Source organism: Flavobacterium sp. WC2416 (genome assembly GCF_041200095.1).
In the GTDB taxonomy this organism is placed as follows: Bacteria; Bacteroidota; Bacteroidia; order Flavobacteriales; family Flavobacteriaceae; genus Flavobacterium.
Genome location: NZ_CP165626.1, coordinates 3,755,927 through 3,770,382, shown reverse-complemented (window position 1 = coordinate 3,770,382; position 14,456 = coordinate 3,755,927). Strand labels below are relative to the sequence as shown.

The following is a 14,456-nucleotide window of genomic DNA, read 5'->3' as shown; positions in this document are numbered from 1 at the left end:
TAAACATATAAATATATGTTAACTTGTGTCTTATAGTTAGCGAAAGTGTAATTGTCGATTTATAATTAATTGAGCTATTTTTTTTAGATATAAAAAAAATAGTTATAAATTATCATTATAATTTTTATAAAACAGTAGGAATCACATATTTTAAAAAATAATTATAACGTTTTCGTTAATAACATTCATTATTTTCATTAAATCATTACAAAAGATAGAATATATTTGTATTTTAAATTTTAAAATAAAGTAGTATGAGTATTATTATCAAAATTCACGCAAGACAAATTTTCGATTCAAGAGGAAATCCTACAATAGAAGTAGATGTAATTACAGAAAATGGTGTTTTAGGACGGGCAGCAGTTCCTTCTGGAGCTTCAACTGGTGAACATGAAGCAGTAGAATTACGTGATGGTGGAAAAGCTTTTCTAGGAAAAGGAGTTTTAAATGCGGTGAAAAATGTTAATACCGTTATTGCCGAAGAATTGATCGGTACTTCAGTTTTTGAACAAAACTTGATTGACCAAACAATGATTGATTTAGATGGGACTGCAAACAAATCAAACTTAGGAGCTAATGCAATTTTAGGAGTTTCTCTTGCTGTTGCAAAAGCAGCGGCAAATGAATTAGGTTTGCCATTATATAGATATGTTGGTGGTGTTTCTGCAAATACTTTACCAGTTCCAATGATGAATATCATTAATGGAGGATCACATTCTGATGCACCTATTGCATTTCAAGAATTTATGATTTTTCCAGTAAAAGCAACTTCTTTTACACATGCGATGCAAATGGGAACTGAAATTTTTCATAGTCTTAAAAAAGTGCTTCATGATAGAGGGTTGAGTACTGCTGTTGGAGATGAAGGAGGGTTTGCACCAAATTTACCTGGAGGAACTGAAGATGCATTAGATACAATCAAAAAAGCAGTTGAAAATGCGGGTTATACTTTTGGAGACGAAATTATGATCGCTTTAGATTGTGCTGCTGCTGAATTTTATGTAAACGGAAAATACGATTATTCTAAATTTGAAGGGGAAACTGGAAAAATTAGATCTTCTGCTGAACAAGTAGATTATTTAGCTGAATTAGCTGCTAAATACCCTATTATCTCTATTGAAGATGGAATGGACGAAAATGACTGGGATGGATGGAAATTATTAACTGAAAAAATAGGTGATAAAGTACAATTAGTTGGTGATGATTTATTTGTTACAAATGTAGAACGTTTGTCAACAGGGATTCAAAAAGGAATTGCTAATTCTATACTTATTAAAGTAAACCAAATTGGTACATTAACTGAAACTATTGCTGCAGTTAACATGGCGAAAAATGCTGGATATACTTCAGTAATGTCACATCGCTCAGGAGAAACAGAAGATAATACAATTGCTGATTTAGCAGTTGCATTAAATTGTGGGCAAATAAAAACAGGATCTGCTTCAAGATCTGACCGTATGGCTAAATACAATCAATTGTTAAGAATTGAAGAAGAGCTAGGAAATACTGCGTATTTCCCAGGTCTAAATGCTTTTAAAATAAAATAAATTTTTTATTTACTATTATAGAGAGCCATTCGTTTTATACGAATGGCTTTTTTTATTAAATTTAACAATATCATTATAGTTTTATCTTTTTATTTAATGTTATTATCCTTAGATTTGATAAATTATTAAATATTAAGATTTATTTGCAAAATATTATGTCAAAAACAGCTATATTAGAAATTGATGGTAAAAAATACGACTTTCCTATAATTGAAGGGAGCGAAAATGAAGAAGCTATCGATATTAACAAATTACGTGATTTAACAGGGATTATTACTTTAGATCCAGGGTATAAAAACTCAGGTTCTTGTACAAGTAAAATTACTTTCTTAGATGGTGAATTAGGGATTTTACGTTATAGAGGGTATTCAATAGAAGACTTAGCTGATAAAGCTGATTTTTTAGAAGTTTCATTTCTTTTAATATTTGGAGAATTACCTACAGCTGCTCAATTAGAGCAGTTTGAAGTTGATATTAGAAAGCATACTTTGGTTAACGAAGAGATGAAAAACATCATTGACGGTTTTCCAAGAACAGCTCATCCAATGGGTGTTTTGGCAGCTTTAACAAGTGCTTTAACTGCATTTAATCCTAAGTCGGTAAATGTTGACAATGAAAAGGAAATGTACCACGCTGTTTGTAAAACAATGGGTAAATTTTTAGTTATTGCGACTTGGACTTATAGAAAAAGCATGGGGTATCCTTTAAATTATTATGATAATACTAAAGGGTATGTAGAAAACTTTATGCGTTTAATGTTTGAATTGCCAACAGAGCCTTACAAGGCAAATCCTGTAGTGATTGATGCATTAGATAAATTGTTTATTTTACATGCTGATCACGAACAAAACTGTTCTACTTCAACTGTAAGAATGGTTGGGTCTTCTCATGCAGGTTTATTTGCTTCTATTTCTGCAGGAGTTTCTGCACTTTGGGGACCTCTTCATGGAGGTGCTAATCAAGCCGTTCTTGAAATGTTAGAAGAAATACATAAAAACGGAGGTGATACTGATGCTTATATGGCTAAAGCCAAAGATAAAAATGACCCTTTTAGATTAATGGGTTTTGGACATCGTGTATATAAGAATTTTGACCCTCGTGCTAAAATTATTAAAAAGGCAGCTAATGAAGTTTTAGAAATATTAGGAGTTGACGATCCCATTCTTGAAATTGCTAAAAAATTAGAAGCGGCTGCTTTAGAAGACGAATATTTCAAGTCAAGAAATTTGTATCCTAATGTAGATTTCTATTCTGGAATTATCTATAGAGCTTTAGGAATTCCTACTGATATGTTTACTGTAATGTTTGCTATTGGAAGGTTACCGGGCTGGATCGCTCAATGGAAAGAAATGCGTGAAAATAAAGAGCCTATTGGTAGGCCAAGACAAATATATACTGGTGCAGCCTTAAGAGATTTTAAGAAACCAGAATAAATAAAACCAGAATCAAAAGCTTCACTACTAGTGAGGCTTTTTTTTTATCTTTGTCTAAAATATTATAAAAACATATGCTAGAATTAAAAGTAAATAATGAGACTTCAAAGTTGAGAGCTGTTGTGTTAGGGACTGCAGTTAGTAACGGACCAACTCCTTCAATTGATGAGGCATATGATCCTAAATCATTGGAGCATATTTTAGCGGGAACTTACCCAGTAGAGGAAGACATGGTTGCTGAAATGGAGGCTTTTCATGCTGTGCTGAAAAAATACCAGGTAACAGTTTTTAGACCTGAGTTAATTGATAATTGTAATCAGATATTTACTAGAGATATTGGATTTGTTATTGATGACACTTTTATTAAATCCAATATTTTACCAGATCGTGAAATGGAATTGGATGCAATCCAGTATGTAATTGATCAAATTAATCCAATCAAAGTGGTACGCCCTCCTGAAAATGTACATATAGAAGGTGGTGATGTTATGTTGTGGAATAATTATATTTTTGTTGGTACTTACAAGGGAAGTGACTATGCGGATTATATAACAGCAAGGACAAATAAAGAAGGAGTCCAATTTATTAAAGATTTGTTCCCTAATAAGATTGTCAAAGAATTTGATTTGGTTAAATCTAAAACGCAAGCAAGAGATAATGCTTTGCATCTAGATTGTTGTTTTCAATCAGTTGGTATAAATAAAGGAATAATTTATAAAGGCGGATTTAGATCTGAATCAGATTATTTGTATTTAGTAGATTTATTCGGAGAAGACAATTTATTTCATATTACAAGAGAGGAAATGTATCATATGAATTCGAATATATTTTCAATAGATACAAATGTGGTAGTCTCGGAAAGAAATTTTACAAGGCTAAATGACTGGTTAAGATCGAATGGATTTATTGTGGAAGAAATTCCATATGCAGAAATTTCTAAACAAGAAGGTTTGTTGAGATGTTCCACTTTGCCATTAATTAGAGAATAATTTACAGTAGAGATGCATGGTAGTGCATCTCAATAATTTAAAATAATCAAAATGAATCAAACAACTAATTCTATTTTAATGATTCGCCCGGTGGCGTTTCGTATGAATGAACAAACGGCTGTAAATAATTATTATCAAAAAGTGCTGGATGGACTTTTACCAGCAACAGTAAATGCTAAAGCACAACAAGAGTTTGACACTTTTGTTGAAAAACTGAGAGCTGTTGGTGTTGATGTTACGGTTGTGGATGATACTTTAAATCCAGATACACCAGATAGTATTTTTCCAAATAACTGGGTTTCTTTTCATGAAAATGGAGATGTGGCTCTTTACCCTATGTTTGCCGAAAATCGTCGTGTGGAACGTCGTGAGGAAATTTTGGATGATTTAGAAGAAAAAGGATTTAAAATCGAAAATATTGTTGATTATACTTCTGCTGAAGAAGATGGTTTTTTCTTGGAAGGAACAGGAAGTCTACTTCTGGATAGAGCCAATGAAAAAGCATATTGTGCATTATCTCCTAGAGCCGATGAAGAGTTGTTTATAGAATTCTGTGAAGACTTTGATTATGCACCTGTTTTATTCGAAGCTTTTCAAACGGTCAATGGAGAGAGAAAACTTATCTATCACACTAATGTAATGATGTGTTTGGGTGAAACTTTTGCAGTTATTTGTGCAGATTGTATAGATGACAAGAAAGAACGCAAAATGGTTTTAGAAAACCTAAAAAAGGATGGTAAAGAAATCATTTTAATCACAGAAGCTCAAGTAAATAATTTTGCAGGAAATATGCTTGAAGTTCGTGGAGCGGATGATAAGAGATACCTTGTAATGAGTGCTGCAGCGCATCAAAGCTTGAAACCAAAACAAATTGAACAATTAGAAAAACATGCTACAATTCTAAGTTCAAGTTTAGACACAATAGAGGCTTGCGGTGGTGGAAGTGCCAGATGCATGATGGCAGAAATATTTTTGCCTAGAGTTTAACTCATAAAAGATCTTAATTTAGAATGCCCCAAGAAGTAGAATTACTTTTTGGGGCATTTTTATTTTTTATCTTCTTTATTTACTTCATAAAATTGGTTTCGACAATTGTTATGATTGAGCTAATAATGTATTGAACCCCAATTGCAATAACAATAAAACCTACTATTCTTGAAATAGCTACAATTCCTGAAGCTCCCAGTATTTTTGCTAAATAATGAGCGCTTTTTAATGTGATGAAAATAGCAATGGCAACGGCTAAAATAGCTAAAACAGAAATAATAATATCCGACATGTTTTGGTGTTCGTGATAAAAAGCAATCAGTAATGAGATAGAACCAGGGCCAGCTAGCATTGGAATAGCAAGAGGTGTTAAAGCAATGTCGTTTCTTTTTTGTGCATCATTTTCCACCTTTTTATTTACTCCTCTTTTCTTATTAAAATTCCCAGTTAGTAATGAAAATCCTGATGTGGCGATAATAATACCGCCAGCGATACGTAATGCTTCAATACTTATTCCAAAGAAAGACAAAACGTATTCACCAAAGAAAAACGAGATAATTAAAATGATAAAAACATTGATAGCGGTCCACAATGAAATTCTGGAACGTTCTTTTTTGTCATCGTCCATGGTGAGTCCTACAAAAATAGGAACAGTTCCAATTGGGTTTAAAACGGAGAAAAGCGCAGCAAATAAATAAATAAAAAGTTCCATGTTTTTTTCGCGAAATTAGTTTGTTCAATTAAAGAAAACGATGTTCCTCAGATTAAGAAAATGTTATAATAAAAAGAGAAAGAAAACGGTTTTTACTTTAGAAAAAAGGAAAGATATTAATTTAATTGAAAACAAGCTATAGTAATTCACTACTTTTGCAAAAAATAATAATAGTAATACAATGAAAAATAAAAAAACTTTAGTTCTTGGTGCTTCAACAAAACCAGAAAGATATGCTTTTAAAGCAATTACAATGCTTGTTGATAAAGGGCATTCTGTTTTGGCAATTGGGCAAAATAATGGTGAAGTAGCCGGAATTAAAATCAAGACTAAAGCAATTCCTTTGTCAAACATTGATACAATTACTCTATATTTAAACCCAGCGCGTCAACGTGATTATTACAATTATATCGTAGAAGCTAAGCCAAAACGTGTGATTTTTAATCCAGGTACTGAGAATCCGGAGTTGTATCAACTTTTAGAATTAAACAATATAAAGTCTGAGGTGGCTTGTACTTTAGTGCTATTGACGACTAATAGATATTAATTTTTATAGGAGCTAATTCCTGCTATCCGTTACGCCCGAGCAAAGCGAACTGACGAAGTAATCTTTTCCTTTTTTAAAGGAAAAAAGGAAAAGGATTTCCACTGCTATCAGGGCTAAAAATCTAGAACGTTATTTTTTCTGTGGATGATTTGCTTATTAAAAGTAACCCAGAAAAAGTAATCAGACCGTTAATGATGATTAATTCGTTGTCAAAAACGTATCCAAAAAACAATGCTTTTGAATTCTCACTTATTAAAAAAGTAATTGCTGGAGATAAGACGCAAACTATTGGTACTAATTTATCTATTACTGTTTTTGATTTCATAAATAGCCCAAAACAATAAAGCCCTAATAATGGTCCGTAAGTATAAGAAGCAACTCTAAATATCATTCCTACCACTGAGCTATTGTTTACTGCATTAAAGAATACAATTACTAGAAACATTAAAAACGAAAAGCCTACGTGAACAAAATGTCTTGTTCGCACTACATTAGGTTTGTTTAAATTTTCGGTTTTATCCATATTTAAAAAATCGACACAAAAAGAAGTCGTAAGTGCTGTTAGTGCTGAATCTGTAGTAGCAAATGTCGCTGCTGTCAGTCCCAATAGAAATATAATGGACGGAATAAGACTCAAGTGATGAAATGCAATTTCAGGAAAAAGCAAATCAGTTCTTGGTTTGCCCGTAACTAAATCCGTAGGAACTTCAATTCCATTTTTAGCGGCGTAAATATACAATAGTGCCCCAACGCTCAAGAAGAATATATTAATTAGAACAAAAATTCCAGTAAATGTAAACATGTTTTTTTGAGCCTCGCCTATAGTGGCGCAACTCAAGTTTTTTTGCATTAAATCCTGGTCTAACCCAACCATGGCTATAGTAACAAATATACCCCCCAGGATTTGTTTAACAAAGTGAAATTTACTCGTCAAGAAATTTTCAAAGAAAAATATTTTAGAATAATTACTGTTTTTTACTTCTTCAAAAGCATCTACAAAGCTCAGGTTTAAACTTTGGCAAATAAAATAAATAGTTAGGAATACGGAGGTAACGAGGAAAAGAGTTTGTAAAGTATCTGTGATGATAATTGTTTTTAATCCCCCTCGATAGGTATAGGCAAAAATTAATGCCAATGAAATCAGAACTGTAGCAGCAAAAGGGATTCCATAAAAATCAAATACAAAGCGTTGTAAGACGATAACAACTAGATACAATCGAAATGCAGATCCAATAGTTCTACTGATAAGGAAAATAGTAGCAGCAGTTTTATAAGAGTAGGTTCCAAGTCTTCTTTCTATATATCCATATATAGAAGTTAAATTCATTCGGTAATACAATGGCAGTAGGATTTTTGCAATAATTATAAAACCTATGGCATTTCCTAAAACAAATTGAAAATACTTGAATTGCTCACCACTAGGCGCGCCCACTTCGCCAGGAACGGAGATAAAAGTCACGCCAGAAAGAGCTGTCCCTATCATTCCAAAAGCAACTAGATACCATTTTGAGTTTTTATTGGCTTTAAAAAAAGCTTCATTTCCACTGTTGTTTTTACTCGTAATATGAGAAATCGTAAATAAGATTCCGAAGTAAATAAGGATAAGTGATAGAATTGCGAATGGTGTCATCTTTTGTATTTTGAAGAGCCAAAATACAATTTTTTGTTTAATGGGATATTTGTTAGTTTGTTTATTTAAAAAAGTGCTGTTTTACAAGATGGATTCAAGAAATAACGCAATAATTAAATAAACAATTTGTTACATTTGTAGTTATGGAATTTTCTTCAAAATTAATAGAGAAAGCAGTAAACGAAATAGCTCAATTACCTGGTATAGGTAAAAGATCTGCTTTGCGTTTGGCACTGCATTTATTGAAACAACCCAAAGAGCAAACTGGTTTTTTAGCTCAAGCATTAATAAATATGCGAGAGGATATCAAATATTGTGAGAATTGCCATAATATTTCGGACAGTGTTACTTGTGAAATTTGTGCTAATATAAATAGAAACCATCAAATTGTGTGTGTAGTTGAAGACATTCGCGATGTAATGGCTATTGAAAACACAGGACAGTTTAGGGGAATATACCATGTTTTAGGAGGGAAAATTTCGCCTATTGATGGGGTGGGTCCTAGTCAGTTAAAAATTAGTACTCTTGTTGAAAAGGTAAAATTGGGAAATGTAAGCGAGGTAATCTTTGCGTTAAGCTCCACAATGGAAGGGGACACAACAAATTTTTATATTTTCAAACAAATTGCCCATTCTGATGTTGTTGTATCAACAATTGCTCGAGGAATTGCTGTTGGTGATGAACTTGAATATGCGGATGAAGTTACTTTAGGGAGAAGTATATTGCAAAGAGTTCCATTTGAAAAGTCATTCAAAAATAATTAATTTATATTAAAAATAACTAAACTTTTAATATAGTGAATGAAAAGCTATATTTGTTACCTAAAATAAAATAATGAACAAGAATATATTCTATTTATTGCTAAGTATTAGTGTGTTATTAACTTCGTGTATTTCAACTCATGATTTAATTTATTTGCAAAATAAAGACGGTGTAACTACCGAAAACTCTATTTCTGCAGTTATGTCAAAGCCGTATCGATTGCAAACAAATGATGTTTTAAGTATCAATATAAAAGCAATTGATCCAAAATTAGTGGCAATTTTTAGCACAACTGAAAGTGCTGAAGCTGGAAAGTCTGAATCAGAACTGTATTTTAGTGGTTTTACTGTTGATGATCATGGGAATATAAGAATGCCAATTTTGGGAGAACTAAATGTTATTGGATATACTCTTGATGAAATAAGAATTAGAATCGAGAAACAATTGCTGGAAGAATATTTTAAAAAGGAAGCGAATATATTTGTAACCGTTAGATTGGCTGGATTCAAATACACAATAAATGGTGAAGTTGGTAGTACGGGTACTAAAATTTTGTTTCAAGATCATGTAAATATAATGGAAGCAATTGCTAATTCGGGTGATATTACGATTACCGGAAATAGAAAAGCGGTTACCATAATAAGACAATCTCCCACTGGAAGTGAGATGCATGATATCGATTTGACGGATATCAATGTAATGAATTCTCCTTATTTTTATTTGCAACCTAATGATTATATATATGTTAAGCCACTCAAGCAAAAAACTTGGGGAACAGGAAAAACGGGTATAGAATCTTTAGGGACGATTATAACTTTATTATCATTGGCTACAACTACTTTTTTATTATTAAAAAATTAAAATACATTTCAAAGAATGTTAGATATAAAAGATTTTTCGATTTTTGAAAACCAAGTAAGTTTTGACTTTAAGGGTTTTTTGATAAAAATCGGAAGCTACTGGAAATGGTTTCTTATCAGCTTACTGATTACATTTACGATTGCTTACCAAGTAAATATTCGTAAGGAAAAGGTGTTTAGTATGGAGACGGTTATTTCTGTAAAAGAAGAAAGTAATCCTCTTTTTACCTCCAATACTAGTTTAGTTTTTAATTGGGGAGGAACGTCTGATCAGGTTCAGACTATTTCTACTACACTTCAATCGCGTTCCCATAATGAGTTGGTCGTCGATAAACTGCAGTATTACATTGATTATCTGACTCAAGGGAAATACAATATGGTGGATGCCTATGGGGCTGTACCTTTTTATGTAAGTATTGATAAAGCAAAAGGACAAATTGCAGGTAATCTAATTAGTATTAAATTTCTTAGTGATACCGAGTATGAAATCAAAATCCCTTTTGAGAATAATGCTGTTTCAATAATCAACTATACGGATAACTCCTATAGTAGCACGGCTGTGGCTGTGGGTGAATTTGTAAAAAAATATAAAGTAGGAGAACAGGTTTCCTTGCCTTTCTTAAATTGGAAATTACTAATAAAAGGCAACCCAGGTTTTTATAAAGGGAATGAATATTTTGTGCGTTTTAATGATTTTGACGGAACTGTTTCTCGTTATAAAGGTATAAATGTTCGTTCAGATGATAAAGGGGCATCTATAATTACCTTGGGAATGCAGGGAGGAAATAAGGCAAGAATGGTTGAGTATTTGAATTCGACTGTAAAGATGCTTATTAAAAGACAATTAGATGATAAAAATCGATTTGCTACAAATACAATAGGTTTTATAGATAGTACGCTAGTTGCAATGGAATCCCAGTTAAAAGAAACAGGGAATGAGTTAAAAACATTTAGGAAGGGTAAAAATATATACGATATTGAAGAAGGTGGTGGTAAGTTTTCGGATCAAATGTTAGAATTTGATGTAAAGAAAGATGAGATTACTCGTAAAATGGCCTATTATAATTCTTTAAAGTCTTATTTGAAGAATAGTGTTGATTATTCTAGACTACCGGCTCCATCAGTGGCAGGAATTGAAGATCCAAATATTGCCGTTAACATATCTAAGTTGATTGCGCTATCTACTCAAAGATCTGAAATGGCTTATGCTGTAAAAAGTGAGAAAATATTCAAGGATTTTGACAACCAAATGGAGGCTGTTAAAAATGTTTTGCTAGTGAATATAGCATCAGCAAAATCTTCTTTGCAATTTGATTTGGCCATGATTAATAGTAAAATTAATCAAGCGGAAAGTACGATTAAAGCGCTTCCGGATGATCAGCAAGAATTGATTAAAATAAAGAGAAAGTATGACTTAAGTGATAATATCTATAGTACCTTTTTACAAAAAAGAAGTGAAGCAGATATTGTTAAAGCGGCCAATTTATCGGATATTCATTTTATTGATCCAGCGAAAGACATTGGCGGTGGGTTAATTGGACCTAAGACATCTGTAAATTATGTGTTGGCTTTATTTCTTGGGATTCTGTTTCCTTTGCTTTTTGTATTTATTATTTTTTTTGTTAATAATTCGATTCAAAATACGGAAGATATCAGCAAGTTAACTAAAATCCCTATAATTGGAGTTGTTGGATTAAATAAAGAAATTACAGATTTGGCCGTTTATGACAGGCCAAAATCAGCCTTGTCAGAATCTTTTAGGGCTATTCGATCATCACTTCAATTTTTATACAAACAGCAAAATGTTGAGGGTGCAAAAACACTTATGATAACATCTTCGGTCAGTGCTGAAGGGAAAACATTTTGTTCTATAAATATTGCTACTGTATTTGCATTAAGTGAAAAAAAGACGGTAATTATAGGATTGGATTTAAGAAAACCTAAGTTATTTGATGAATTTAATTTAGCGAATGATGTGGGAATTGTAAATTATTTAATTAAACAAAAAAGTGTTGATGAAATAATAAATCATACACAGATTCCCTATCTTGATGTTATTCTTTCAGGGCCTGTTCCTCCTAATCCTTCAGAGCTACTTATGGGAGATGGTATGGGGAAATTAATGGAAGAATTAAAGGAGAAATACGATTATATTATTTTGGACACACCACCAGTTGGACTTGTGTCTGACGCATTAGAGTTGTCTCAATATTCGGATGTTACTTTATATATAGTTAGGCAAAATTTCTCAAAGAAAGAAATGATTACTTTGTTAAACAATAGAATTAAACGAGGAGAACTGGATAATGCAAGTATCATTTTTAATGGCTTTGAGAATAAGGCAAAATATGGTGCGGGTTATGGATACGGTTATGGCTATGGCTACGGATATGGACCTTATTCAAATGGATATCATGATGATGACAAGCCAAAATCGATTATTCAAAAAGTTATTAGTACATTCCGTAAAGTATAAAACTTGATTTAAAGTATTTGGAGATGAAACAAGAAACAAAAAGTACACTTTTAATTACTGGTGGAGCTGGATTTATAGGCTCTAATCTGTGCGAATATTTTTTGGAAAAAGAATACAAAGTTATTTGTTTGGATAATTTTGCAACGGGGCATAGGTACAATTTGAAGGGTTTTATAAATCATCCTAATTTTAAATTAATAGAAGGAGATATTCGTAATGTAATTGATTGTGCGAATGCGGTGAAAGGCGTTGACTATGTTTTGCATCAAGCAGCCCTTGGCTCTGTTCCACGATCTATTAATGATCCAATTACGACAAATGATGTTAATGTTTCTGGTTTTTTGAATATGTTGGTTGCTTCAAGAGAGGCAAAAGTGAAGCGATTTATTTATGCTGCAAGTTCCTCTACTTATGGAGACTCAGTTGGTTTACCAAAGGTTGAAGAAGTGATAGGGAAGCCATTATCTCCTTATGCTATAACAAAATATGTTAACGAATTGTATGCGGAAACCTTTAGTAAAACCTATGGATTAGAAACAATTGGGTTGCGATATTTTAATGTGTTTGGTAGAAAACAAGATCCAAAAGGGGCGTATGCCGCCGTGATACCAAAATTTGTGATGCAGTTAATGCAGCATGAAAGTCCAAAAATTAACGGGGATGGGAATTTTTCACGTGATTTCACTTATATAGATAATGTAATCCAAATGAATGAATTGGCTATGACAACTCAGAATCCTTTAGCAATTAATACCGTTTATAATACTGCTTATGGAGATCGAAATACATTGAATAATTTAGTAAGTTATTTAAAAGAGTATTTATCAAAATACGATTCTAAAATTGCAAATATAGAAGTAGAGTATGGTCCCGACAGAGAAGGGGATATTCCTCATTCTTTGGCTAGTATTGATAAAGCAAAAGGATTGTTAGGTTATGATCCTAAATATTCTTTGCAAGAAGGGTTAAAAGAAGCAGTAGATTGGTATTGGAAAAATTTGAAGTAAAAAATTAAAAATAAATAAGGTTACAAATTTAAAAGTTAAAAAATGAGTATTACAAAAATTTGTTGCATAGGAGCTGGTTATGTTGGAGGTCCTACAATGGCAGTTATTGCACAAAAATGTCCGCATATTCAGGTTACAGTTGTTGACTTAAATGAAGAAAGAATTGCGGCATGGAATGATGAGAATGTGGATAATATTCCAATCTATGAACCAGGACTTTCTGATATTGTTGCTGAGGCTAGAGGAAGAAATTTGTTTTTCTCTACTAATGTAGAAAAAGCAATTGATGAGGCTCAGATTATTTTTATATCAGTAAATACGCCTACTAAAACCTATGGAAAAGGGAAAGGAATGGCTGCTGATTTAAAGTACATTGAGTTGTGTGCGAGACAAATTGCTCGTATAGCAAAAGACAATAAAATAGTGGTGGAGAAATCAACCTTGCCAGTTAGAACCGCTGAAGCGATTAAAAGTATTTTAGACAATACAGGAAATGGTGTTCAGTTTCAGATTCTTTCTAATCCTGAGTTTTTGGCAGAAGGAACTGCAGTTACTGACTTATTGAATCCTGACCGAATATTAATAGGTGGAGACACATCAGTAGAGGGGCAAAAAGCCATACAGTCACTAGTTGATGTTTATGCAAATTGGGTTCCTGCAGATAAGATATTAACTACAAACGTTTGGTCATCTGAATTGTCTAAACTGACAGCTAATGCTTTTCTAGCACAACGAATCTCATCAGTTAATGCCATGTCTGAACTTTGTGAAAAAACGGGTGCTGATGTGAACGAAGTAGCAAGAGCTATTGGAATGGATAGTAGAATTGGTCCTAAGTTTCTAAAAGCATCTGTTGGTTTTGGAGGTTCTTGTTTTCAAAAAGACATCTTAAATTTAGTATACATTGCTAAATCCTATGGATTGAATGAAGTGGCTGATTATTGGGAGCAAGTTATTATAATGAATGACCACCAAAAAAGAAGGTTTTCTAATAAAATGGTTCAAACGCTTTACAATACGGTAGCCGATAAAAAAATTGCGTTTTTAGGATGGGCGTTTAAAAAAGATACTAACGATACTAGAGAATCTGCTGCTATTTATATTGCAGATGATTTAATAAATGAACAAGCTCAAATTGCAGTTTATGATCCTAAAGTATCTTCTAGAAAAGTATTAGCTGATTTGGATTATCTTGAAACAAGAACTTCTGAGAAAAACAGTGCAAATGTAACTTCTTTTTCAGATCCTTATGAAGCTTGTGCGTCTGCACATGCCATAGCCGTTTTGACGGAATGGGATGAGTTTATAGCATATGACTGGCAAAAAATTTATGATGGGATGCAAAAGCCCGCTTTTGTCTTTGATGGAAGAAATATATTAAATCGTGTAGCATTAGAATCTATTGGGTTTATTTACCAAGGAATAGGATCGTAAAGGTGTTTAGGGACAAAAGTTACAAAGCTGAAAAGTAGTTATTTATTACTGCGTTATGTGTTTTAAACGTTA

Annotated in this window: 12 protein-coding genes; 10 read left to right on the top strand and 2 right to left on the bottom strand. The window is 32.5% G+C overall.

Going from position 1 to position 14,456, the window contains the following annotated elements; all coding sequences use genetic code 11:
* The first annotated feature begins 254 nt into the window (after positions 1-254).
* The 4 genes from eno (at position 255) to ctlX (ending at position 4,956) form a co-directional block, all read left to right on the top strand.
* Positions 255-1,547 (top strand): phosphopyruvate hydratase, encoded by a 1,293-nt coding sequence (gene eno, locus AB3G39_RS15985; RefSeq protein WP_367757227.1) that lies wholly within the window; start codon positions 255-257, stop codon positions 1,545-1,547.
* Positions 1,548-1,702: 155 nt separating this feature from the next.
* Positions 1,703-2,980 (top strand): citrate synthase, encoded by a 1,278-nt coding sequence (locus AB3G39_RS15980; protein ID WP_367773571.1) that lies wholly within the window; start codon positions 1,703-1,705, stop codon positions 2,978-2,980.
* A gap of 74 nt (positions 2,981-3,054) precedes the next feature.
* Complete coding sequence (locus AB3G39_RS15975) at positions 3,055-3,969, top strand: dimethylarginine dimethylaminohydrolase family protein (RefSeq protein ID WP_369765696.1); 915 nt, start codon at positions 3,055-3,057, stop codon at positions 3,967-3,969.
* Positions 3,970-4,020: 51 nt separating this feature from the next.
* Positions 4,021-4,956: a citrulline utilization hydrolase CtlX gene (gene ctlX, locus AB3G39_RS15970; RefSeq protein ID WP_369769611.1), complete on the top strand. Its 936-nt coding sequence runs from the start codon at positions 4,021-4,023 to the stop codon at positions 4,954-4,956.
* A 79-nt stretch (positions 4,957-5,035) separates the two neighbouring features.
* Here ctlX and AB3G39_RS15965 read toward each other — a convergent pair whose 3' ends face one another.
* Positions 5,036-5,668: a MarC family NAAT transporter gene (locus AB3G39_RS15965; protein WP_369769610.1), complete on the bottom strand. Its 633-nt coding sequence runs from the start codon at positions 5,666-5,668 to the stop codon at positions 5,036-5,038.
* A gap of 181 nt (positions 5,669-5,849) precedes the next feature.
* Here AB3G39_RS15965 and AB3G39_RS15960 point away from each other — a divergent pair, with 181 nt between their 5' ends.
* A complete protein-coding gene (locus tag AB3G39_RS15960) occupies positions 5,850-6,215 on the top strand; it encodes a CoA-binding protein (RefSeq protein WP_367757237.1) in 366 nt (121 codons plus the stop codon).
* Positions 6,216-6,336: 121 nt separating this feature from the next.
* Here the strand turns inward: AB3G39_RS15960 and AB3G39_RS15955 are convergent, their stop codons facing one another.
* Complete coding sequence (locus AB3G39_RS15955; RefSeq protein WP_369765694.1) at positions 6,337-7,845, bottom strand: sodium:solute symporter; 1,509 nt, start codon at positions 7,843-7,845, stop codon at positions 6,337-6,339.
* A gap of 143 nt (positions 7,846-7,988) precedes the next feature.
* Between AB3G39_RS15955 and recR the strand changes: the two genes are divergently transcribed.
* The 5 genes from recR to AB3G39_RS15930 all read left to right on the top strand — a co-directional run bounded on the left by recR (position 7,989) and on the right by AB3G39_RS15930 (position 14,384).
* Positions 7,989-8,609 (top strand): recombination mediator RecR, encoded by a 621-nt coding sequence (recR, locus tag AB3G39_RS15950; RefSeq protein WP_369753126.1) that lies wholly within the window; start codon positions 7,989-7,991, stop codon positions 8,607-8,609.
* A gap of 70 nt (positions 8,610-8,679) precedes the next feature.
* Complete coding sequence (locus AB3G39_RS15945) at positions 8,680-9,468, top strand: polysaccharide biosynthesis/export family protein (protein WP_367773584.1); 789 nt, start codon at positions 8,680-8,682, stop codon at positions 9,466-9,468.
* 15 nt (positions 9,469-9,483) lie between these two features.
* Complete coding sequence (locus AB3G39_RS15940; protein ID WP_367757244.1) at positions 9,484-11,943, top strand: polysaccharide biosynthesis tyrosine autokinase; 2,460 nt, start codon at positions 9,484-9,486, stop codon at positions 11,941-11,943.
* Positions 11,944-11,966: 23 nt separating this feature from the next.
* Positions 11,967-12,950, top strand: a complete 984-nt coding sequence (locus AB3G39_RS15935) for an SDR family oxidoreductase (protein ID WP_367773588.1) — start codon at positions 11,967-11,969, stop codon at positions 12,948-12,950.
* Positions 12,951-12,992: 42 nt separating this feature from the next.
* Positions 12,993-14,384, top strand: coding sequence for a UDP-glucose 6-dehydrogenase (locus tag AB3G39_RS15930; protein ID WP_369769609.1), 1,392 nt, complete (start codon positions 12,993-12,995; stop codon positions 14,382-14,384).
* Positions 14,385-14,456: the final 72 nt, after the last annotated feature.